This is a genomic window from Cupriavidus sp. KB_39 (assembly GCF_052114485.1).
Classification (GTDB): Bacteria; Pseudomonadota; Gammaproteobacteria; order Burkholderiales; family Burkholderiaceae; genus Cupriavidus.
The window spans coordinates 1-21,659 of the sequence record NZ_JBFREV010000055.1 but is presented as its reverse complement, the minus strand read 5'-3'; the positions used below and the strand labels follow the sequence as shown (position 1 = coordinate 21,659).

22 protein-coding genes are annotated in these 21,659 nt (G+C 68.7%); 7 read left to right on the top strand and 15 right to left on the bottom strand.

Annotated features, from left to right (window positions below; all coding sequences use genetic code 11):
* The first annotated feature begins 167 nt into the window (after positions 1-167).
* Together AB4Z27_RS26765 and AB4Z27_RS26760 are read left to right on the top strand one after the other, a co-directional pair.
* Entirely contained in the window at positions 168-899 is a 732-nt protein-coding gene (locus AB4Z27_RS26765) for a BON domain-containing protein (RefSeq protein WP_092294959.1), read from the top strand.
* A 121-nt stretch (positions 900-1,020) separates the two neighbouring features.
* On the top strand, positions 1,021-2,292 hold the full coding sequence (locus tag AB4Z27_RS26760) for a M20/M25/M40 family metallo-hydrolase (protein ID WP_441645683.1): 1,272 nt from the start codon (positions 1,021-1,023) through the stop codon (positions 2,290-2,292).
* On the opposite strand, the gene AB4Z27_RS26755 is transcribed toward AB4Z27_RS26760, so the two are convergent.
* The 4 genes from AB4Z27_RS26755 to AB4Z27_RS26740 form a co-directional block, all read right to left on the bottom strand.
* The gene (locus AB4Z27_RS26755) at positions 2,274-3,014 is read right to left on the bottom strand and encodes a DUF4410 domain-containing protein (protein ID WP_092294963.1); all 741 of its coding nucleotides are present in this window, start codon (positions 3,012-3,014) and stop codon (positions 2,274-2,276) included. The two genes, AB4Z27_RS26760 and AB4Z27_RS26755, sit on opposite strands and share 19 nt — an antisense overlap.
* A 105-nt stretch (positions 3,015-3,119) precedes the next feature.
* Positions 3,120-4,451 carry an ATP-binding protein gene (locus AB4Z27_RS26750; RefSeq protein ID WP_441645682.1) on the bottom strand — a complete coding sequence of 444 codons (1,332 nt, stop codon included), beginning with the start codon at positions 4,449-4,451 and terminating at the stop codon, positions 3,120-3,122.
* Entirely contained in the window at positions 4,451-5,164 is a 714-nt protein-coding gene (locus AB4Z27_RS26745) for a response regulator (RefSeq protein WP_441645681.1), read from the bottom strand. Before AB4Z27_RS26745 ends, AB4Z27_RS26750 begins: the two co-directional genes overlap by 1 nt.
* Before the next feature lie 45 nt (positions 5,165-5,209).
* A complete protein-coding gene (locus tag AB4Z27_RS26740) occupies positions 5,210-5,449 on the bottom strand; it encodes a hypothetical protein (protein WP_441645680.1) in 240 nt (79 codons plus the stop codon).
* Positions 5,450-5,696: 247 nt separating this feature from the next.
* Between AB4Z27_RS26740 and AB4Z27_RS26735 the strand changes: the two genes are divergently transcribed.
* A complete protein-coding gene (locus AB4Z27_RS26735; RefSeq protein WP_441645679.1) occupies positions 5,697-6,620 on the top strand; it encodes a sterol desaturase family protein in 924 nt (307 codons plus the stop codon).
* Here the strand turns inward: AB4Z27_RS26735 and AB4Z27_RS26730 are convergent.
* The 6 genes from AB4Z27_RS26730 to AB4Z27_RS26705 all read right to left on the bottom strand — a co-directional run bounded on the left by AB4Z27_RS26730 (position 6,617) and on the right by AB4Z27_RS26705 (position 11,477).
* Complete coding sequence (locus AB4Z27_RS26730) at positions 6,617-7,348, bottom strand: amino acid ABC transporter ATP-binding protein (protein WP_441645678.1); 732 nt, start codon at positions 7,346-7,348, stop codon at positions 6,617-6,619. The two genes, AB4Z27_RS26735 and AB4Z27_RS26730, sit on opposite strands and share 4 nt — an antisense overlap.
* The gene (locus AB4Z27_RS26725; RefSeq protein WP_092294975.1) at positions 7,329-7,985 is read right to left on the bottom strand and encodes an amino acid ABC transporter permease; all 657 of its coding nucleotides are present in this window, start codon (positions 7,983-7,985) and stop codon (positions 7,329-7,331) included. Before AB4Z27_RS26725 ends, AB4Z27_RS26730 begins: the two co-directional genes overlap by 20 nt.
* Entirely contained in the window at positions 7,982-8,650 is a 669-nt protein-coding gene (locus tag AB4Z27_RS26720; protein ID WP_092294977.1) for an amino acid ABC transporter permease, read from the bottom strand. Before AB4Z27_RS26720 ends, AB4Z27_RS26725 begins: the two co-directional genes overlap by 4 nt.
* A gap of 39 nt (positions 8,651-8,689) precedes the next feature.
* Positions 8,690-9,508 carry a transporter substrate-binding domain-containing protein gene (locus tag AB4Z27_RS26715; RefSeq protein WP_092294979.1) on the bottom strand — a complete coding sequence of 273 codons (819 nt, stop codon included), beginning with the start codon at positions 9,506-9,508 and terminating at the stop codon, positions 8,690-8,692.
* Positions 9,509-9,511: 3 nt separating this feature from the next.
* Positions 9,512-10,267 (bottom strand): GntR family transcriptional regulator, encoded by a 756-nt coding sequence (locus AB4Z27_RS26710; RefSeq protein ID WP_441645677.1) that lies wholly within the window; start codon positions 10,265-10,267, stop codon positions 9,512-9,514.
* Positions 10,268-10,439: 172 nt separating this feature from the next.
* A complete protein-coding gene (locus AB4Z27_RS26705; RefSeq protein WP_441645676.1) occupies positions 10,440-11,477 on the bottom strand; it encodes an ABC transporter substrate-binding protein in 1,038 nt (345 codons plus the stop codon).
* Between the two features lie 277 nt (positions 11,478-11,754).
* Between AB4Z27_RS26705 and AB4Z27_RS26700 the strand changes: the two genes are divergently transcribed.
* Together AB4Z27_RS26700 and AB4Z27_RS26695 are read left to right on the top strand one after the other, a co-directional pair.
* A complete protein-coding gene (locus AB4Z27_RS26700; protein WP_441592713.1) occupies positions 11,755-12,963 on the top strand; it encodes an NAD(P)/FAD-dependent oxidoreductase in 1,209 nt (402 codons plus the stop codon).
* Between the two features lie 101 nt (positions 12,964-13,064).
* On the top strand, positions 13,065-13,340 hold the full coding sequence (locus AB4Z27_RS26695; RefSeq protein WP_143093896.1) for a YcgL domain-containing protein: 276 nt from the start codon (positions 13,065-13,067) through the stop codon (positions 13,338-13,340).
* A gap of 20 nt (positions 13,341-13,360) precedes the next feature.
* Here AB4Z27_RS26695 and paoC read toward each other — a convergent pair whose 3' ends face one another.
* The 4 genes from paoC to AB4Z27_RS26675 form a co-directional block, all read right to left on the bottom strand.
* Positions 13,361-15,577, bottom strand: a complete 2,217-nt coding sequence (gene paoC, locus AB4Z27_RS26690) for an aldehyde oxidoreductase molybdenum-binding subunit PaoC (RefSeq protein ID WP_092294989.1) — start codon at positions 15,575-15,577, stop codon at positions 13,361-13,363.
* 24 nt (positions 15,578-15,601) lie between these two features.
* On the bottom strand, positions 15,602-16,552 hold the full coding sequence (locus tag AB4Z27_RS26685) for an FAD binding domain-containing protein (protein WP_092294990.1): 951 nt from the start codon (positions 16,550-16,552) through the stop codon (positions 15,602-15,604).
* Positions 16,549-17,217 carry an aldehyde dehydrogenase iron-sulfur subunit PaoA gene (paoA, locus tag AB4Z27_RS26680; protein WP_092294992.1) on the bottom strand — a complete coding sequence of 223 codons (669 nt, stop codon included), beginning with the start codon at positions 17,215-17,217 and terminating at the stop codon, positions 16,549-16,551. Before paoA ends, AB4Z27_RS26685 begins: the two co-directional genes overlap by 4 nt.
* A 134-nt stretch (positions 17,218-17,351) precedes the next feature.
* Positions 17,352-18,266, bottom strand: coding sequence for a LysR family transcriptional regulator (locus AB4Z27_RS26675; protein WP_369823431.1), 915 nt, complete (start codon positions 18,264-18,266; stop codon positions 17,352-17,354).
* A gap of 108 nt (positions 18,267-18,374) precedes the next feature.
* Between AB4Z27_RS26675 and AB4Z27_RS26670 the strand changes: the two genes are divergently transcribed.
* Together AB4Z27_RS26670 and AB4Z27_RS26665 are read left to right on the top strand one after the other, a co-directional pair.
* Positions 18,375-19,481 (top strand): NADH:flavin oxidoreductase/NADH oxidase, encoded by a 1,107-nt coding sequence (locus tag AB4Z27_RS26670; protein ID WP_441592712.1) that lies wholly within the window; start codon positions 18,375-18,377, stop codon positions 19,479-19,481.
* 81 nt (positions 19,482-19,562) lie between these two features.
* Entirely contained in the window at positions 19,563-19,973 is a 411-nt protein-coding gene (locus AB4Z27_RS26665; RefSeq protein WP_092294995.1) for a rubredoxin, read from the top strand.
* Positions 19,974-20,066: 93 nt separating this feature from the next.
* On the opposite strand, the gene AB4Z27_RS26660 is transcribed toward AB4Z27_RS26665, so the two are convergent.
* On the bottom strand, positions 20,067-21,659 hold a 1,593-nt coding region (locus AB4Z27_RS26660), incomplete at its 5' end, for a lactonase family protein (protein WP_441645675.1).

Here is a 21,659-nt window from a genome sequence, read left to right as displayed (position 1 = left end):
TCCCCCCCCTGCGGCGCCGGCATCACTCCGCCAACGCGCCCCCATCGGAATGCCTACAATAGCTGGACGGACAGGCCGCGCGGGCTGATGCGCGGCACTGTCGCTGCCACGCGTGCTCGCAGGCAGGGGCGCGCGCCACTCATCTCCACGAAACATGGAGAAACATCATGCAGAGTAGCGAAGCGGTGCTGACGCAGGCGCGAGCCGCGTTGGCGCATGTGCCGTATCAGGGCCACCATCTCCATCCCACCATTCACCTGCGGCTTTCCGACGGCGCGCTGATCCTCGAGGGCGAGGTAGCGGACATCGTCGACAAGACGCGCGCCGCCGCGCACCTGCGGCGCGTGGACGGCGTGACCATGGTCATTGACCACCTGCGCATTGCCGATGGCGCCGCGCCGGTGGGCGACGGCGAACTGCGCGATGCCGTGTGCCAACGGCTGCTTACCGCGATCGATTTCCGCAACTGCAAGATTTGCGCGAAGGTGAAGGGCCAGGACGAGGCGCGCCGCGAGGCCGTGGGCGAGCGCAGCGGCTGGATCGAGGTGGCCGCCGCCAATGGCGTGGTCACGCTGTCCGGCAATGTGATCAGCCTTTCCCACATGCGGCTGGCCGGCGTGCTGGCGTGGTGGTCGCGCGGCTGCCGCTGCGTGGTGAACGAACTCGTGGTGGCGCCGGCCGAGGCCGATAGCGATGAGGAAATCACCGAGGCGCTGCAACTGGTGCTGGAAACCGATCCCTTCGTCGATGCGGGCCGCATCGCGGTGCGCACCGCGAAACGCGTGGTGACGCTCGACGGCTACGCCACGAGCGAGGGCGCGCGCAAGCAGGTCGAGCGGGATGCCTGGTATGTGTACGGCGTGGAGGACGTCGTCAACCGGATTTCGCTGAGCAGTTGAGTGCTTTGGGGGCATGCCGGTGGCGGGAACGGCGCGTGGATTGGCGGGATTGACCCTCSCCGGCCGCGCGCGCAGGCGATAGGATCGGCTTTTGTCGCCAACCGTCCACACAGGAATCCTCATGCCCCGTTCCGTTCGTCACCGCCGCGCAGCGCTGCCCGCAGCGCTCTCCCTCGCGTTGTCATTGGCCTGGAGCGGCGCCGCGCTGGCCGCCGGGCCGGACGCGGCCCTGCTGCAGGCGGCACAGGCCGCGCAGCCGGGCGTGGTGCAGTCGCTCAAGGAGATGGTGTCGATCGAGTCCGGCAGCCATGACGTCGAAGGGCTGAACCGCATGGCCGCCTACACCGAGAAGCGCCTCACGGCGCTGGGTGCCAGCGTGGAGCGCGTGCCGGCGGCGCAGGGCCACGGCCCGATCGTCAAGGGCACGCTGGAAGGCACGGGCAAAGGCCGCGTCATGCTGATCGCCCATATGGACACCGTCTACGCGCGCAACACGCTGGCCTCGCAGCCGATTCGCGAGGACGGCAACAAGCTCTACGGGCCGGGCATCGCCGATGACAAGGGCGGCATCGCGGTCATCCTGCACGCGCTGGAGATCATGAAGGCGCAGGGCTGGAAGGACTTCGCGCGGGTGACCGTGCTGTTCAATGCGGACGAGGAAATCGGCTCGCTCGGCTCGGGCGCCGCCATTGCCGCGCTGGGGGCGCAGCACGATGTGGTGCTGTCCTGCGAGCCCAATCCGGCCAAGGCCGTGGCCAAGACCGAATCCCTGCTGCTCGGCGCCGCTGGCACGGCCTCCGCGACGATGGCTGTTCAGGGCCGCGCCTCGCACGCCGGCGCCGCGCCGGAGCTGGGCCGCAATGCCTTGATGGAACTGGCCTACCAGCTGCAGCAGACGCGCGATGTGGCGAAGTCCGTGCCGGGCTCGCAACTGAACTGGACCAATGCCAAGGCTGGGGATGCCCGCAACCAGATTCCTGCTTCGGCCAGCGCCTTCGGCGATGTGCGGATCACGGCCAACGGTGCCGCCCAGAAGCTCCAGGCGGCGCTGCAGGAGAAGGTCAACGCCGGTCATCTGGTGCCCGATACGCAGACCACCATCACGATGGAAGAGGGCCGTCCGCCCTTCGTGGTCAATGCGCGTGGCCGGGAACTGGCGGCGCAGGCCCAGAAGATCTACGCGGAACTGGACGGCCGGCAGCTGGCCCTGTTTCCCGGCACGGGCGGCGCCACGGATGCCGGCTTCGCGGGCCAGTCGGGCAAGGCCGCCGTGGTGGAGAGCTTCGGCCTGTCCGGCTTTGGCTATCACGCGCGCGACGAGTACATCGAACTCGATTCCATCGTCCCGCGCCTCTACCTGATGACCCGCATGCTTCAGGAGAGCGGGCGCTGAGCGGATTGGGCGGATTGGGCAACCTGCTTGGCGATGGCGTCGGCAAGACGCGTGGCGTCGTTGTAGACGCTGTCGTGCTGCAGTTCGCTGACGCCGTGCGCCGCGCCGCCGGCGGCGGCTGACATGGCCACATGGCCGGCCACCGCGCCCACGCCGGCGGTCTCCGCCACGCCGGGCATGTGGCCGCTATCCGCGCTGGCGTGGAAGTCCTGCACCGCCACCGCCGGGCCATTGGCGGGCTGGTAGACCAGTTCGACCGACGCGCCCACATCGCTCTTGCCCGCGCCCAGGCCCACCACCATGCGGCGGCGCAGGTTGCCTTCGTCGATCTTGTCGAACTGGCCGGTAACGACCAACGCATTCGCGCCCGCCGGGACCGCGCCATCGAGGCGCACTGCGTTGAGCCCCTTGGCACGCAGCTGCCGCACGATTTCATCGCTCACCTGATCACGGGCCTCGCGCGCATCGTGCATGGCCTTGCCAGCCTGGCTGTCCGCGCCGGCCATCGACATGACCTTTTGCATCACGCGGCTGTCTACCTTGACCTGATCGGGGTTGGCGTTGAAGGTCTGCACGTAGATGATGTCCGCGTTGCCGGGGAGGGCGGCGGTGCCCTGCGTGATGGTAGTGGCGTTGGCGTAGCCGGCGGCCAGCAGCGCGGCGGCCGTCAGCGTGGCGAGGGTGAAGCGGCGGGCAATGAGGGAGAGTTGGGTGGTTTGCATGGCGAAMTCCTGTATCGGTTGGGTTGGAGCGTGTCGGTGCATCGCTGGAACCCAGTATGGGAAAAACCGACCACAGATGCCATGCAGCAAGTATGTCGAGAAATGTCAGGCCGCTGGCCGCAGCGGCAGCGCCACTACGGCTTCGAGGCCGCCGCCGTCACGTGGGCGGAATTGCAGCGAGCCGCCGTGCAGCCGCGCGATGCGCTCCACAATCGCCAGCCCCAGCCCGGTGCCGCCCGAATGACCGCGCGCGTTGTCGCCGCGTGCGAACGGCGCCTTGAGCTGCTCCAACTGCTGCGCGCCGATGCCGTCGCCCCGGTCGCACACCGCCACATAGGCGGTCTCCGCATCGGCCCAGGTGCGCACGGCCAGTCCGGTGCGGCCGTAGACCACCGCGTTCTGCATCAGGTTCATCAGCAGCCGCATCAGGCTCACCGGGCGGTAGTCGAGCGGCGGCAGGTTGCCGATCGACAACTCGAAGCTGTGTCCCAGCCCCGCAAAATCGGACGACAACTGCTGCACCAGCGCGTTGAGGTCGCCCGGCTGGGGCGGCTCGCGCTCGCCGCTGCCGGCGTAGTCCATGAATTGCTGGAGGATCGTGTCGATCTGGTCGAGATAGCTTTCGGTGGAGGCAACGAAAGCGTCGTCGCTGCCGCGTGGCATGGCCATCGCCATGCCCAGGCGCAGCTTGGTCAGTGGCGTGCGGATGTCGTGCGAGATGCCCGCCAGCATCAGCGCGCGGGTGGCTTCCGCCTGGCGCAGGGCGTCGGTCATCTGGTTGAAAGCGGCGCTGACCTGCGCGATTTCCGTGGGGCCGTCCGTGGGGAGCGGCGCGGGCATCTCTCCAGCGCACACGTCGCCTGCGGCGCGGGCGAGGTCCTGCAGGGGCCGGTTCAGGTGGCGCTGGATCAGGTAGCCGGTCAGCGCGGCCAGCATCGCCAGCGCGGTCGAGAGCGCCAGCGCGGCCAGGATGCCGCTGGCGCGGGCATCGGCGGTCATCGGCAGGGAAATCCACGYCGGGGTGTGGGCCACGTGCACGCGGATCCACAGCCGTTCCTCGCCATCGGGGGCGTCGATCTGCCAGCGCACTGGCATGTCGGGCGGCAGGTCGCGGCGCAGGGCGTGCAGGAAGACATCGCGCTGGTAGGTGCGGAACAGTTGCAAGGGGCTGGCGGCGCCGTCCGGCGTGGGCTCCGGCACAGGGTCCGCCGCCTGGGCGTTGAGCCGCGTGGTGACCGCCTGCGCCTCGGCAGGCGGCAGCGCGGCCAGCACGCCATCGAGGGTCTTCACATAGTCCGCAAAGATAATGGCCGCGCGCTCGATACGCGGGCGCTGCACATAGTGGAGCAGTACCGAGAGGGAGCACGCCTGCGTGACGGCCACCAGCGCCACCAGCAGGGCGATATTGCGCGCCAGCAGCGACCGGGGCAGCCGCATCACGCCGCCACGCCGGCCACCAGCATGTAGCCCACGCCCCACACCGTCTTGATGAAACGGGGCTTGGATGGGTCTTCCTCGATGATCTGGCGCAGGCGCAGCACCTGTACGTCGATGCTGCGGTCCAGCGCGTCATGGTCGCGCCCGCGCGCGCGGGCCAGCAGGTTCTCCCGGCTCACGGGCCGGTTGGGCGAGGATCCGAGCGCGTGCAGCAACAGCATCTGGGCCGAATGCACCTCCACGGGATCGCCACGCAGCCGCAGCGTCTGCTGGCCGACATCGAACTCGAATTCGCCGAAGCGCAGCGTCTGCGCGGTGACGGTGGGATCGCCCGACGCGATCCGCTGCCGCCGCAGCAGCGCRCGGATSCGSGCGACCAGCTCGTCCGGCACGAACGGCTTGGSGAGGTAGTCRTCGGCGCCGGTCTCCAGCCCCAGCACGCGGTCCATGGGATCGCCCTTGGCGGTCAGCATCAGCACGGGCAGCGTGATGCCGTCCGCACGCAACCGCCGGCAGATGGTCAGGCCATCCTCGGGCGCCATCATCAGGTCGAGTACGAGCAGGTCGTAGGGTTCGCGCTGGAGGTAGCGGTCGAGCTGCTTGCCATCGGCCACGGCGCGCACGCGGAAGCCCTGGCTGGTCAGGAAGCGCTGCAACATGTTGCGCAACTCGGCCTCGTCGTCCAGCACGAGGATGCGGTTGACTACCTCCATGGCATGTCTCCGTGACCATCCGTCATGCGGGAACGATACCCGAAGTCATGCGTAGTGTGCGGGCACCCAGACACGTCCGACCCAATGTCCCGGCACCCACACCGCCGGGTGGGGCGGCGGCGCCACATAGACGGSRCGCGGCGCCGGGGCGACATAGACAACGTGCGGCGGCGGCATGACGACGACCGCCCCAGCGCCATACCAGCCGGCGAAGGCGGGCGTGGCGGCGGTGACGGTGGCAACGATGAGGGCGGCGGTAGCGGTAACGAAGCTGAGGCGTTTCATGATGAGTCCCTTCCTGGTGAGTTYCAGCCGACCGATGTGCGGCGGCAACGGGACGAAATATAGGAGGGGRCGGGGCAGTCCGCGAGGCGSAAACCATGTCGCGGTGTTACACGGCGTGGCGCCGKTCCGGGCATGACATCCGGCGACATATTTCCCGCATGGCGCGGCTGGCGGGCGGCACCTACATTTGGCTCACCGCGACGCAACATCGTCCCGATCCCCAATCGACTACCCCATGAGGCACGCCATGCTGACYCCCACCGCCAACCCCGAMCTATCCGTCCAGCGGATAGCCCTCTACGCCACGGCGTTCATCGTCGCCGTCTCGCTSGTCGAAGCCGTGGTGCTCTGGCGCAAGCGCCGGAAYTCGAATGCCCCGTTCGACTGGCGGGAGGTCTGGCTGTCGCTGGCCGACCTGGCCGGCCGCAAGMTRTCGGTGCTGCTGCCGCTCTCGCTGGCCACGCCCGTGTTCGCCTTYGCCTGGGATCACCGCCTGTTCACGGTCACGCTCAACAGCGCGCTGATGGTGCTGCTGCTCTTCGTGGGGCAGGAGTTCTGCTACTACTGGTATCACCGCGCCTCGCACCGCGTGCGCTTCTTCTGGGCGACSCACGCGGTCCACCACTCGCCGAACCAGCTCACGCTGGCCTCGGCCTACCGGCTCGGCTGGACCGGCAAGCTTACCGGCACGGCCATCTTCTTCGCGCCGCTGGTCTGGCTGGGTGTGCGGCCGGAAGTGGTGCTGGCCACGCTGATGTTCAACCTGCTCTACCAGTTCTGGCTGCACAACACGTGGGTGCCGCGCCTGGGCTGGCTCGAATACGTGTTCAACACGCCGTCGGCGCATCGCGTGCACCATGCCTCGAATGTGGATTACCTCGATGCGAACTACGGCGGCGTGCTGATCGTGTTCGACCGCCTGTTCGGTACCTATGTGGCCGAGCGTGCCGAAGAGCCGTGCCGCTACGGGCTGGTCAAGCCGTCCCGCACGGTGAACCCGCTGATGAACCAGTTCGAACACTGGATTGGCCTGTTCCGCGACATGGCGGCAGCCCCCAGCCTCGGCGCGGCCCTCGGCTACCTGACGATGCCCCCGGGCTGGCAGCCCGACGGCAAGGGCGAGACCACCGAGAACCTGCGTGCGCAGTCTCAGGGTCAGGTCAGCGCCTAGGCTTCCACCATGCCCAGGAACTGCTGCAACTCCGGGGTCTTCGGACGGGCGAAGACCTCGTCCGGCGGCSCGATCTCGTGGACCTTGCCCTGGTGCATGAAGACCACGCGGTCGCACACTTCCCGGGCGAAGCGCATCTCGTGCGTGACCATCAGCAGCGTCATCCCATCGGCGGCCAGCCCGCGCATGACCTGGAGCACCTCGTTGACGAGTTCCGGGTCCAGCGCCGAGGTGATCTCGTCGCACAGCAGCGCAGCGGGCTGCATCGCCAGCGCCCGGGCAATCGCCACGCGCTGCTGCTGCCCGCCGGAGAGTTGATCGGGATGGGCGTCGAACTTGGCCGAGAGGCCCACGCGGGCCAGGTTCAGCTCCGCCAGCTCGCGCGCCCGGGCCTCCGGCACCCCCTTGACGATCATTGGCGACAACATCACGTTGCGCCCCGCGCTCAGGTGCGGAAACAGGTTGAACTGCTGGAAGATCATGCCCACCTTGAGCCGCAGCGCGCGCAGTTGCAGCTCGGTATCGGCCAGATGGGCGCCAGCCACGGTGATGGCGCCGGCGTCGATGGACTCCAGCCCGTTGATGCAGCGGAGCAGCGTGCTCTTGCCCGAGCCGCTCTTGCCGATGATGGCGATGACCTCGCCCGGCTCCACCGACAGCGACACCCCYTTCAGGACCTCGTTGCTGCCGAACGACTTGCGGACCTGGTCAATGGCGATGAGCGGCATGGAATTTCCTCTCCAGCAGTTTGCTGGCTTGCGAAAGGGGCCAGCACAGCGCGAAGTACATCAGCGCCACGGCGGCATAAACGGTGAATGGCTGGAAGCTCGCGTTGACGATCATCGTGCCGGCCTTGGACAGCTCGGTGAAACCGATGATCGACGCGAGCGCGGTGCCCTTGATGACCTGCACGCCAAAGCCGACGGTCGGCGCCACGGCAATGCGCATGGCCTGCGGCAGGATCACGTGGCGCATCTGCTGCACGTAGCTCATGGCCAGGCTGCCGGACGCCTCCCATTGGCCGCGCGGAATCGCCTCCACGCAGCCGCGCCAGATCTCGGCCAGGAAGGCGGCGGTCCAGAGCGTCAGCGCCACGCCGGCGGCGAGCCACGCGGGCACGTCCACGCCGAACAGCGCGAGGCCGAAGAAGGCGAGGAATARCTGCATCAGCAGCGGCGTGCCCTGGAAGATCTCGATATAGGCCCAGGTGGCCCGGCGCAGGAAGGGCCGCTTGCTGGTGCGCATCAGCAGCACCAACAAGCCCACCACGCCGCCGCCGACAAAGGCCACCAGCGACAGCAGGACGGTCCAGCGCGCGGCCAGCAGCAGGTTGCGCACGATGTCCCACAGCGTGAAGTCGATCATCGCGCCCTCCGCGCAAACAGTTGCCGGCCCACGCCGCGCAGCAGCTGGCGCAGCAGCAGCGCSAGCAACAGGTAGATCACGGTGCTCACCAGATAGACCTCGAAGGCGCGGAAGTTGCGGCCCTGGATGAAGTTGGCGGCGTAGGTCAGGTCCTGGGCGGCAATCTGGGAGCAGACCGCCGAGCCAAGCATGACGATGACGATCTGGCTCGACAGCGCCGGCCAGATCTTCTGCAGCGCCGGGCGCAGCACCACATGGCGGAACACCTGCAGCGGCGACATCGCCAGGCTGGCGCCGGCCTCGAACTGGCCGCGTGGCGTGGCGGCCAGCCCGGCCCGAATGATCTCGGTGCCGTAGGCGCCCAGGTTGATCACCATCGCCAGCGAGGCGGCCACCATCTCGGGCAACTGCACGCCCAGGCTGGGCAGGCCGAAGAAGATGAAGAAGAGCTGGATCAGGAACGGCGTGTTCCGGATCATCTCCACATAGGCGCCGACGATGGCGCGCAGCCAAGCCGGCCCCTGCGTCCGGGCCCAGGCGCCGAAGATGGCCACCGCCACGCCCAGCACGCCGCCCGTGAGCGTGAGCTGGGCCGTGACGGCGATGCCCTTGAGCAGGACGTCGGTGTAGTCGAGCACCGACAGGAAATCGAACTGATAGGCCATGGACGGGACCGGTTGCAGCGGGAGGGGAAGCGGTTCAGATCAGAGCTGGGCCGGCAGCGGACGCAGCAGCCACTTGATCGACAGCGAGTTCAGCGCGCCGTCCTTCTTGGCTTCGGCCAGGATGGCGTTCACCTTGGCCTGGAGCGCGGGCTCGTCCTTGTTCATGCCGATAAAGCACGGCGAGTTCTTGATCAGGAACTTGGTCTCGGGCGCCTTGGGCGCATGCTTGGCTATCAGCGCGGCGGCGACCACGTTGCCGGTGGCAATCAGCTGCACCTGGCCGGACAGGAACGCGGAGATCGTCGCGTTGTTGTCCTCGTAGCGCTTGATGGTGGCGTTGGCCGGGGCGATCTTCGACAGCTCCAGGTCCTCCACCGCGCCGCGCGTGACGCCGACGGTCTTGCCGGCCAGGTCGGCGGCGCTCTTCACGGGCATGTCGGCCGGGCCGAACACGCCGTTGTAGAACGGGGCATAAGCTTCGGAGAAGTCCAGCACCTTCTCACGCTCGGGATTCTTGCCGAGGCTGGAGATGATCAGGTCCACCTTGCGGGTCTGGAGGTAGGGCACGCGGTTGGTGCTGGACACCGGCACCAGTTGCAGCTTCACGCCCATCCGCTTCGCCATCAGCGCGGCCACGTCGATGTCCAGGCCCTGCGGCGCCATGTCGGCGCCAATCGAGCCGAACGGCGGGAAGTCCTGCGGCACCGCCACGCGCAGCACGCCGGCCTTGGTGATGTCCGCGAGCGTGTCGGCCTGCGCCGGGCGGGGCAGGGCGGCCACGCAGACGCTGGCGAACACGCCCAGCAGCAGCGCGCGGCGCGCCTTGGAGAACAGCGGGGTCGATGGAGTCGGGGTCATCGGTCAGTCCTTTTGCAAAGCGGGTGGGTTGGAGCGGGAGGAAGCGGAGATCGGGGRCGCTGGCGCGCGGCCGGAAACCGGCGCCAGGGCATGGCGCAGGCCGGCCAGCGGGTCCGCCGGCACGGCGTCCAGGCTGGCGTGGACTTCGCCGAGGTGGTCGGTCATCAACCGGGCGGCGCGTTCGCCGTCGCCGGCGGCCAGCGCGTTGACGATTTCCTCGTGCTGCGCGCAGGAGCGGCCCGCGTCAGCGGCGGACTGCTGGCGGCTGGCGACGAGCGTGGTGCGCGCGGTCAGGTCGCGCAGGGTATCCACGAGCAGGCCGTGGCCCAGCGCGGCGCACAGGCAGACATGGAAGTCGCCGAGCAGGAAGCTGCGCTCGCCGGCGTCGTCGCCGTCCAGCGCCGCCTTTTCGCGGGCGATATGCACCTTCAGTGTGTGGATGGCCGGCGCGCTGGGCGGCTGGGCCGCGCTGATCTCGCGCAGCAGGCCGGTCTCGATGATGCGGCGGGCGGCAAACGCGGCGCGGATATCGTCGGCGCCGGGTTCGATCAGGTACCAGCCGCGCCGGGCGCTTACGGTCACCATGCCGCGCGCGGCCAGCCGCATCAGCGCCTCGCGCACCAGCGTGCGGCTGACGCCGAACAGCGCGGCCAGTTCCTGCTCGCCCAGGCGCGAGCCCGGCAGCAGCTTTTGCGCGAGCATGGCCTCGGTGATGCGCTGGGCAATGTCGGCGGAGGGTTTGTCTTGGAGTTCGCTCACGGGGACCACTATTGCAAGTGGTATGCCAGCCTTGTATGCAAGACTTGTGAGCAAAGTTGGGGCGCAAGGGGCCGGTCAGCCCCCATCGGCGCCGGCATCGGCCCCAACAGGGTGCATGACCGGCCGCGCGTGGTGCACGCAGCCGGTTGATCTTTGGGGGGAGCCCCGGGGCTTACGCCTTGAGCTTGCGTTCCGCCGGGGCCGGCAGGAACTGGCCGGTCCAGATATCCGCCACGGTCAGGCCGGGCTTCATCCCGAACGCGCCGACCGTCTCGTCGATGGTGGCCTGCAGCCGTGCCTGGGTGGCGGCGCCCCAACCGTCGCGCAGCGTATCGGGSGTGCGCATCGASCCRTCGACAATCAGCTTCAGCCGTTCGAATTCCAGCGTCTGGTCGGCCAGCGGCKCGCGCGCCTTGACGGCGGCGGCGCCGGCCTGCGGGTCGGCCATSGCCTCGATCCAGCCGCGCGTGGAGGCCTTGACGAAGGCCTTCATGGCGTCCGGGTGCTCGGCCATGCTCTTCGGGTTGGCCACCAACCCGTTGCCGTACGATTTCATGCCGTAGTCGGAGAAGCGGAACACGCTGAGCTTCTCCGGGCCCATGCCGCGCGCCTTGAGGTTGAGCAGGCCGGTGAAGTAGAAGTAGGCCACGGCGTCGAAGTCACCCTTGACGAAGCGGGTGTCGCCGATATCCGGCGTGGCGCTCTCCCATTTGATCGAGGACGGGTCGAAGCCCTGCGCCTTGGCGAACACCGGGAACAGCTTGCGCGAGGCGTTGAACGGCTGGCCGAGGATGGTTTTGGCCGCCAGATCGCCCGGCTTGCGGATCGGGCCGTCCTTGCGCACGATCACGGCGTTYGGGTTCAGGTCGTACTGGATGGCCACCGCCTTGAGCGCGGCGGCGGGGTTGGCGGCGTTGAATTCGAGCATGGCGGCCAGATCCGCCGAGGCGCAGTCGTAGGCGCCGCCCGCCACGAGGCTGATGGCCGAAGCCGAGCCGTTGCCGGTGTCGATCACCACGTCGAGCCCGGCGTCCTTGTAGTAGCCGCGCTGCTGGGCCAGCAGGAAGCCGGCGCCGGACGCCTCGACCTTCCAGCCGAGGTTGAACTTGAACTTCTGCAGGCTGCCGGCGGCGCGCACGAAGGCGGGGGCGGCGATCAGCGACGACACAGCGGTGGCGGCGGTGGCATGGAGAAAGGAACGGCGGCGCATGGRAAAGCTCTCCGGAAAATGGGTGTGGGAACACGCGGCGAGCAATTTCCGGGCGGCCCGACATGGCGAGGCGGGCCGCTGAACGCTTCTACTCTCCTGGCCACCGGTTCAGCAGGTTCCGTGCCACGGCCCCGGCGCCGGGCGGGCCGTGTGGCGCACCGCAATGTGTCATGCCATGCGCCATGGCGGCGCATTGGCGATGCATCGGCGCCCCGGCTGGGCGAACATCGGCGCGATGGCTTGCCGGCGSCGCCTTATCCGACTAAGGTTTCGGCCCATGACGAAGACGACTGACAAGACGCCACGGGTTGCCGTGGTGGGCGCCGGCATTGTGGGCTGCTGTATCGCGCTGGCGCTGCGCAAGCGCGGCGCCGACGTGACGCTGATCGACCGGGACGCCCCCGCGCAGGGGTGCAGCTACGGCAATTCGGGCGCCATCAGCGTGAGTTCGGTGGCGCCGCTGGCCATGCCGGGCGTGCTGGCCTCGCTCCCCAAGATGCTGTTCGATCCGGAAAGTCCGCTCCATCTGCGGCTGGCCTACCTGCCCACGGCGGCGGCGTGGCTGACGCGCTTCGTCCTCTCGGCCGCGCCGGGGCGCGTGGCGGAGTCGGCGGCAGCGCTGGCCGCGCTCCACGCCAACGCCGGGGACCGCCACGAGGCGCTGGCGCGCGAAGTCGGCGTGCCCGAGCTGTTCATGCGGCGCGGCCATCTGCACCTGTACCCCGATGCTGCCGCGCTTGAGGCGGATGCGGCGGCGTGGCAGCTGCGCGAGCGCTTCGGCTTCCGCTTCGAACGGCTGGACCGGGCCGGCATCGAGGCGCTCGAGCCCGGCGTGGCGCCGCGCTACCAGGCGGGCGTCTTTCTGGCCGACCACGCCACCATCCGCAACCCGGCGCGCTACACGGAGGCGATTGCCGCGGCCTTCGTCGCGCGCGGCGGCCGGATCGTGCGCGACGAGATTCGCGGGATGCGCCGGCAGGACGGGGAATGGCTGCTGAGCGGTGCGGAAGGCCGCCACACGGCGGACCACGTGGTGGTGGCGGCGGGCGCCTGGTCGCGCCGGCTGCTGGACCCGCTGGGCGTGCGGCTACAGCTGGAGAGCCAGCGCGGCTATCACGTGCAGTTCACCAACCGGCACGACGCGGTGTCGCGCACCGTGGTGCTGACCGATCGCAAGATCTTCGTCACGCCGATGGAGGGCGGGCTGCGCGTGGGCGGCACGGTGGAGATCGCCGGGCTGGCGGCGCGGCCCGATCCGAAGCGCGCGGCCATCCTCGAACGTATTGCGCGGGAGACATTCAAGGGGCTCGAAGACGCCCACGTCACCACCTGGATGGGCCACCGGCCCTGCATGCCGGATTCGGTGCCCGTGGTGGGACCGGCCGACGGCCAGCCCGGCCTCTGGCTGGCGGTGGGCCACGGCCACCTGGGGCTGACCGACTCGGTCAACACGGCCGACCGGATCGCCGATGCGTTAATCCGTTAATCCGTTGGTGCATTAATACTTTGATACAGGGACGCCCTTGACCTCCGGCCGACCGGCATCCTAAAAATTAGACAGTTCCGTTCCTCTCGAAGGGTACCGTCGTGAAGATCTCGATACATCGTCGTGGTGTACGCGCTCTTTTCGTCGCGCACACACACCCGCTGGAAAACATCCCGCCCGCCATGCTCGCCTGGCTCGGTCCGCCCGAGCGGGTGGAGTCGTGCGATTTCGATCCCCACACGCCGCTGACCGGCCTTAGCGCCACCGAGGTCTGGAGTGCGCTGCAGCGTGACGGCTACTGCGCGGTGGACGAATGCCGCATCCTGGCCGAGGCGCGACACCGGCATCCGGTGTCGGCGCCCCGGCCGTGGGACTAGGGGCTCAGGCCCTCAGGCCCTCAGGCTGACAGGTCGGGCATCCGCCCGAGCAGCTTGTCGAGCGTGACCGGGTAGTCGCGCACGCGCACGCCGGTGGCGTTGAAGACCGCGTTGGCGATGGCGGCSCCCACGCCGCAGATGCCCAGYTCGCCCACGCCCTTGGCCTTCATCGGCGAGGACATCGGGTCGGTTTCGTCGAGGAACACCACCTCCTGCGGGCCGATGTCCGCATGCACGGGCACCTCGTAGCCGGCCAGGTCGTGGTTGATGAAGCAGCCCAGCCGCTTGTCCACCGCCAGCTCCTCCATCAGCGCCGCGCCCACGCCCATCGTCATCGCGCCGATCACCTGGCTGCGGGCCGACTTCGGGTTGAGGATGCGCCCGGCGGCGCAGACCGCCAGCATGCGGCGCACGCGGATCTCGCAGGTGTCCGCATCCACGCCGACTTCCACGAAATGGGCGCCGAAGGTGGATTGCTGGTAGCGGCGCGTGAGGTCGCCGAACTCGATGGTGTCTTCGGCCACGATGTCGCCGCGCGCGGCCACGGTGGCCAGCGGCACGGCGCGCCCGCCCGGGTTGTTGCCGCCGGCGCGGACCCGGCCGTTCTCGAACACGGCCGTGGCGGCATCAAGACCGGCCTGCGTGGCAATCGCCTCGCGCAGCTTCACGCACGCGGCGTAGACGCCGGCGGTGGAGCTGTTGCCGCCCCACTGGCCGCCCGAGCCGGACGAGACCGGGAAGGTCGAGTCGCCCAGCCGCACGATGACCTTGTCGATCGGCAGGCCCAGCATTTCGGCGGCGGTCTGGGCGATGATGGTGTAGCTGCCCGTGCCGATGTCGGTCATGTCGGTTTCCACGGTCACCATGCCGCGCTTGTCCAGCCGCACGCGCGCGCCGGACTTGGCCACCTGGTTGTTGCGGAACGCCGCCGCCACGCCCATGCCCACCAGCCACTGGCCGTCGCGCACCGCGCCGGGGCGCGTGGCGCGGCCCTTCCAGCCGAAGCGCTCGGCGCCGATGCGCAGGCAATCGACCAGACGCCGCTGCGAGAACGGGCGCTCGGGCTTCTCCGGGTCCACCTGGGTGTCRTTGCGCACGCGGAATTCCACCGGATCGAGGCCGAGCTTGCCGGCCATCTCATCCATGGCGATCTCCAGCGCCATCATGCCGGGCGCCTCGCCGGGCGCGCGCATGGCGTTGCCTTCCGGCAGGTCCAGCGCGGACAGCCGCAGCGCGGTCATGCGATGGGCGCCGGCGTAGAGCAGGCGCGTCTGCTGCACCGCGTTCTCGGGCTTCACGCCGTCGATGTCGCCGGACCAGCTTTCATGGCCGATGGCGGTCAGCCGGCCGTCACGCCCGGCGCCGAGGCGGATGCGCTGGATCGTGGCCGGCCGGTGCGGCGTGTTGTTGAAGATCAGCGGGCGCGTCAGTGCCACCTTCACGGGCCGGTGTACCGCCCGCGCGCCGAGGGCGGCGAGCACGGCATCGGCGCGCACGAACAGCTTGCCGCCGAAGCCGCCGCCGATAAAGGGCGAGATCAGGCGCACGTTGTCCTTCGGCACGCCGAGCGTCTGGGCGAGGTCGCCCCGGCTCCAGTCGATCATCTGGTTGGAAGTCCACACCGTGAGCTGGTCGCCGGTCCAGCTCGCCATCGACGCATGGGGCTCCATCATCGCGTGGGCCTGGTCGGGGGTGGAGTAGGTGCCGTCCAGCTGCACCGGGGCCGCCGCGAAGGCGCCGGGGAAATCCCCACGGGCCGATTCGGGCGTGCCGGACTTCGGGCGCGTGGCCCCGTCGCGTGAGGCGGCGAGGTCGAAGCTGCCGCGCTCGCGTTCATAGCGCACCCGCACCAGCTGCGCGGCGGCGCGTGCCTGCTCGAAGGTCTCGGCCACGACCAGCGCGATGGCCTGATGGTAGTGCTGCACCTCCGGGCCGCCCAGCAGCCGCGCGTTATTGAAGCGGCCCTTGCCGAGCGTGCCGGCGTTGGCGGCGGTGACGATGGCCAGCACGCCCGGCGCGCGGTGCGCGGCGTCGGTGTCGATGCCGGCGATGCGGCCCTTGGCGATGCCGGCGCCCACCACGTAGCCATAGGCGGCGTTGCGGGCAACGTCGTGCCATTCATAGGCGTAGCGGGCGACGCCGGTGGTCTTGAGCGGGCCGTCGATGCGGTTGAGCGGCTGGCCGACCACCTTGAGCTGGTCGATCGGATTGGTGGTGGCGGGCGTGTCGAATTTCATCGGAGCGTCCTTGTTTCCGTTCGGTCAGCGCTTGGCCTGCAGCAGCACAGCGCCGAGCGTGCGCTCGGTCAGCGCCACCTTGAAGGTGTTCTCGGGCGTGGGCGTGGCGCCTTCCAGCAGGCGCTGGGTGACGGCGCGCGCGCCGCGCGGCAGGTCCGCCTCGGCGGCTTCCACGCGCCACGGCTTGTGCGCCACGCCGCCCAGCGCCACGCGGCCGGTGCCGTCGCGCTGGACGATGGTAGCCACCGAGACCAGCGCGAACGCGTACGAGGCCCGGTCACGCACCTTGCGGTAGGCGTGCACGCCGCCGAGCGGACGCGGCAACGTGACGGCCGTGATCAGCTCGCCGGGCAGCAGCGCGGTCTCGATATGCGGCGTGTTGCCAGGCAGGCGATGGAAATCGGCAATCGGGATGACGCGCGCGGCGCCATTCGGCTGGACGGTTTCCACGGAGGCGTCGAGCAGGCGCATGGCCACGGCCATATCGCTCGGATGGGTGGCGATGCACGCCTCGCTCACGCCGATCACCGCGTGCTGGCGCGTGACGCCGCCGATGGCCGAGCAGCCGCTGCCCGGCGTGCGCTTGTTGCACGGCAGGTTGGTGTCGTAGAAGTAGGGGCAGCGGGTGCGTTGCAGCAGGTTACCGGCCGTGGTGGCCTTGTTGCGCAACTGGCCCGAGGCGCCGGCCAGCAGCGCGCGGGACAGTACGCCGTAGTCGCGCCGCACGCGGGTATCGGCGGCCAGGTCGGTATTGCGCACCAGCGCGCCCACGCGCAGGCCGCCCTCGGCGGTGGGCTCGATCTTGTCGAGCCGCAGGCCGTTCACGTCGATCAGGTGCGAGGGGGACTCGATGCCGAGCTTCATCAGGTCGAGCAGGTTGGTCCCGCCCGCGATAAAGCGGCTGCCCGGCGTGCGCGCGGCGGCTGCGGCGGCCTCCGCCGGGGTCTTGGCGCGTTCGTAGCTGAAGGGATTCATGCCTGCCTCCCGGCCACTTCGGTCATGGCGTCGGCGATGTTGGCGTAGGCGCCGCAGCGGCAGATATTGCCGCTCATGCGCTCGCGGAACTCCACCACGGTCATCTGGGGCCGCGCGTTGAGGTCGGCGCTGACATGGCTGGGAATGCCCTGGCGGATCTCGTCGAGCACAGCCACGGCGGAGCAGATCTGCCCCGGCGTGCAATAGCCGCACTGGTAGCCGTCATGCTTGACGAAGGCGGCCTGCATCGGATGCAGGCTGTTGGGCGTGCCCAGGCCCTCGATGGTGGTGACCTTGCCCCCGTCGTGCATCACGGCCAGCGACAGGCAGGCGTTGATGCGCCGGCCATCGGCCATCACCGTGCAGGCGCCGCACTGGCCGTGGTCGCAACCCTTCTTGGTGCCGGTGAGGTGCAGGTGCTCGCGCAGGGCATCGAGCAGCGTGGTGCGGGTGTCCAGCTTGAGCGTGTGGCGGCGCCCATTGACGTCGAGCGTGACGCTGGCCACCACGGGCGGGCGGCTGGCGTTGGGGGAGGGCGAGGGGGTGTTTACATTAGTGGGGCTGTCCTGCGCCTGGGCGGCTGGCACGGCCGCTGCGGTGGCCGATGCCGCGCCCGCCTTGAGCAGGTCACGCCGTGACATTCTGATGTCGCCGAAATCTTCCATGGGGGGCATCCTTGTTTTGTGGACTTTCGGGCAAGGCAAACCGGAATGATAGGAGGCGTGGCCCACAAAGGGTAGACGCAGGAATCTGCATACACTTGTTAGCTGTGCTCATGAATGCAGGCCATCGGCGCCCGTCACAGCTCCGGTGGCAGCAGGCAGACCATGCTGCCGCAGGCCGCCTCGATCCGTTGGCGGAGGTACCGGATCACGCCCGTGGCGCGTGCCGACAGGGGCCATTCGGCACGATGGATCCACCACAGCGTGTCCACCACCGGCGGACCGCATTCGGCCACCTTGACCGGGCGGGTGCGCTCCCACGCCTCGCGGGCGAAGCGTGGCACCACGGTGAAGCCGAGCCCCCGCGCCACCGGCTCGTGCAGCATGCCAATCTGGTTGCTGAAGCCGCGCCTAGGCAGGTGGAACGCCCCTGGGTTGCCGGGAAAGCGCCGACTCAGCAGCCGGTTGGCCATCGCCTGGCCTTCGGCATGGTCGATGAAGCCGATGCGCACGAGGTCGTCCCAGCTATGGACTTCCTCGTCGGGCGGGATCACCAGTTCCAGCGGTTCCTCGATGAACGGCGTGGCCGTCAGGCGCGTGTCGTCCGGCTTGAGCGTGACGATGCCGAGTTCGTAGCGGTTGTGCAGCACCGCCTCCAGCACCTCGGTATCRGGCGCGAAGCGGTGCCGCACGGCCAGCCCGGGATGCTCCTGCTGGAGGTCCAGCAGCATCGGGTAGATAAATAGGCCGATGCTCCCTGGCGTGATCAGCGCCACCTCGCCCTGTGTGGCATCGGCGTCGGAGAGCCGCGAGGCCAGCCGCTCATGCGCCTGGTTCACCTCGGCGCAGTATTCGAGCAGCGCCGCGCCCGCCGGGGTCAGTTCCAGGGCGCGGGGGCGCCGGATCAGCAGTGATCCATACATCTCTTCGAGATGCCTTACGTGTTGACTGACGGCGGCCTGGGTCAGCCCGAGGCGGTCTGCCGTGCGCGTGAAGTTGCCCAGCTCGGCCAGGGTGGCGAAGGACTTCAGCCATTGCGGGTTCACCATCATCGATTCACCATAACAAACTCTTATTACKACGATAATCGCCAGATAGTTTTCATTATAGCGGCGCCCGCCTACGATTGGCACCCTCGACAACACCCCCGGAGCCATCCGATGAGCGACGCCGCTTTGTTCACCCCCTTCACGCTGAAAGACGTCACGCTGCGCAACCGCATCGCCATTCCGCCGATGTGCCAGTACAGCGCCGTCGACGGTGTCACCAACGACTGGCATCTGGCGCATTACACCGGGCTGGCGCGTGGCGGTGCGGGCCTGGTGATCGTCGAGGCCACGGCSGTGTCGCCGGAAGGCCGCATCTCCCCGGGTTGCACCGGCCTGTGGAACGACGAGCAGATGGCCGGCATGGCGCGCATTGCCGCCGCGATCAAGGCCGGCGGTGCCGTGGCCGGCATCCAGATCGCCCACGCCGGCCGCAAGGCCAGCGCCAACCGGCCCTGGGAAGGCGACGACCATATCGCCGAAGACGATGCGCGCGGCTGGCCGACCATCGCCCCGTCTGCCGTGCCGTTCGGCGCCCACCTGCCCAAGGTGCCGAAGGCGATGACGCTCGACGACATCGCCCGCGTGCAGGCCGACTTCGTGGCCGCCGCCAAGCGCGCGCTGGAAGCCGGCTTCCAGTGGCTTGAGCTGCACTTCGCGCACGGCTACCTCGCCCAGAGCTTCTTCTCGCGCCACGCCAACCAGCGTACCGATGGCTATGGCGGCGACGTGGCCGGCCGYAGCCGCTTCCTGCTGGAAACGCTGGCCGCCGTGCGCGAAGTCTGGCCGAAGAACCTGCCGCTGACCGCGCGCTTTGGCGTGATCGAATATGACGGCGACGACGCYCGCACGCTCGACGAATCGATCCAGCTGACCCGTGCGATGCGCGAAGGCGGGCTCGACATGCTCAATGTCAGCGTCGGCTTCACCATCCCCGACGCGCAGATCCCGTGGGGCCCGGCCTTCCTGGCCCCGGTGGCCGAGCGCGTGCGCCGCGAGGCCGGCCTGCCGGTGGCGGCGTCGTGGGGCATCGACAATCCGGCCATTGCCAACCAGGCCGTTGCCGATGGCCAGATCGACCTCGTCATGGTGGGTCGCGCGCTGCTGTCCAACCCGCACTGGCCCTATCAGGCGGCCATGGCGCTGAACGTGGAACGCCCGTCGTGGGTGCTGCCGGCGCCGTATGCGCACTGGCTCGAGCGCTACCGGGTGCAGCAGTAAGGCGGATCCCGGCGGCGCGGCTTGAAGCGCCGCCGATCATCCCCATCTAGGCGCCTTTGCCGCCCTCAACCCGATCGACGCATGTACAAGAAAGGCTCCGTCCTAGAACTTCAATTTTCCCCGCAACGCCTGAACGATGGCGCTGGTGATCCGTTCTGGATCGACTTCACGCTGGAGGAGACCCAGGCGCTGATGGCGAGGCTCCAGGGTCACATGGCCGATCTGGCGAGCGCCACGGCCGCGCCGCTGGTCTTCAGTCTCGATGACCCCGAAACCAGCCAGGACGCCCCCGCCAGCGCCGGGAAGCCAGCGGCCCCCGAAGCGGAATTCAAGCAATGGGTGTGCATCATCTGCGGCTGGGTCTACGACGAAGCGGCCGGCCTGCCCGAGGACGGCATCGCGCCCGGCACGCGCTGGGAAGACATTCCGGACGACTGGCGCTGCCCCGAGTGCGACGTGGGCAAGGAAGACTTCGCGATGGTGGAGTTCTGAGCGGTCCGAGCTGATYAGTACCTGAAATGAAAAACAGGGCGGGAGTGCATCCCCGCCCTGTTTTTTTTGGCTTTTCCCCTCAGGCGGTGGCGCCTACCACGGCACGCTGTACAGCAGTGTCGGCGCGGCCAGGATCGACACGGTTGCGGGCGTCAGCGGCGTCAGCGCACCGGTCACGCCGATAACGTACTGGCGGATTTCGAGGCTGCTGGCATTCGGCACATAAAGGAAGCGCCCGGTCGGGTCGATCGTCGGCGCGCCGGGAAGGGTGCCCGCGGCAACGGTGGGCTGGGGCATCGCCACCAGCGTGCCATCGGCGGCGATCGTGTACTGCGAGATCCTGCCGGATGCCGGGCTCGTGGCGTACAGGTAGCGGCCCGAAGGGTCGATGCTGAGGTGCTGTGGCTGCCCGTCGGTGGCAATGAGCACGGCCGGCAGGGGCGTCACATTGCCTGCACCGTCGACGCGATACTCCATGATTCGGTTATTGATGGGGTCCGCCACATACAGATAGCTGTTGGAAGGATGCATCGCCAGCGCTGACGGCGCCACAGCCAGGGCGAGATGGCTGCTGGAGGTCAGCGAGCCATCCGGGGCGATCGCAAAGACGTCGAACCCCGGTGTGGCGGACGAGCTGGCAATCAGGTATTGGCCATCGGGCGTAGCGACCATCCTATCGGGCCGGAAGGTCGTCCCAATCGGGGTCGTCGGGGTCGTCATGTTGCCGAGGACATCGAGAGTGGCGGTGCGGATGTTGAATACGTCACTTCCCACGAAGAGGAACCGTCCGAGGGGGTCGCGCAACAGGCTGGTGGGCGTGCCGCCGTAGGCCCAGTTCCCCGCGSTGCTGATCCACGTGCCGTCCGCGGCCACGTCGAACTTGTACGTCCATCCGCTCGTCGTCGAAAAGTACAGCGTTCTCAAGCTGTCGTCATRGGCCATGGCGATCGGATCCCCGCTGTAGCCATAGGCATTGCCGGAAATGACCAGCTGGCCGTCCGACATCACGCTGTAGACGTCCGTCCGCGTCGCGGAGGCGGCCGGCATGTAGAGGGTGCCAATCGGCTGCGAGGTGCAGATCACTGCGATATTCGTGACGTTGGCGGCGGCCACCGTGCCGGAGCTGTTCACCACGGTACAGGTCTGCCCGAGTGGCAGGGTGTTGATGGTGACATTGAAGGTGCCGCCCGTCGGAAGGGCGGTCGGCATGGTGAATCCGCCGTTCTCGGAAATCGTGAGGAAGTCCGTGCCGTTGTTGGCCAGGGTGACCTGGCTCGACAGACCCGCCACGGTGCCGCCCACACTGTATGTGGTCGTGGCGCAAACCACGTCCACCGAGGCAATGTCCGCGATGACCGCGCTGCCTTGGTGCCCATTCACGGTGCAGGTCTGGTCGGCCGGCTGGGCGGATACCGTTACGAGGTAGCTGCCGTTGTAGGGCACGGGTGTSGGAAAGCTGAACGTGCCATTCGCGCTCAGGGTCAGGGTATCCGCGCCATTGTTGTGCAGGACGACCGACTGCCCGCCAGCCAGTCCGCTGACCTTGCCACCGACGGTGAAGCGAGTGGTGGCACAGACCACGGCGATATTTGTGACCGCTGCGGTCACACCGGCCCCGGCGCCGCCTGCCACCGAGCAGACCTGTCCGGCCGGCTGCTGGGCGATGGTGACCGCGTAGCCGCCGTT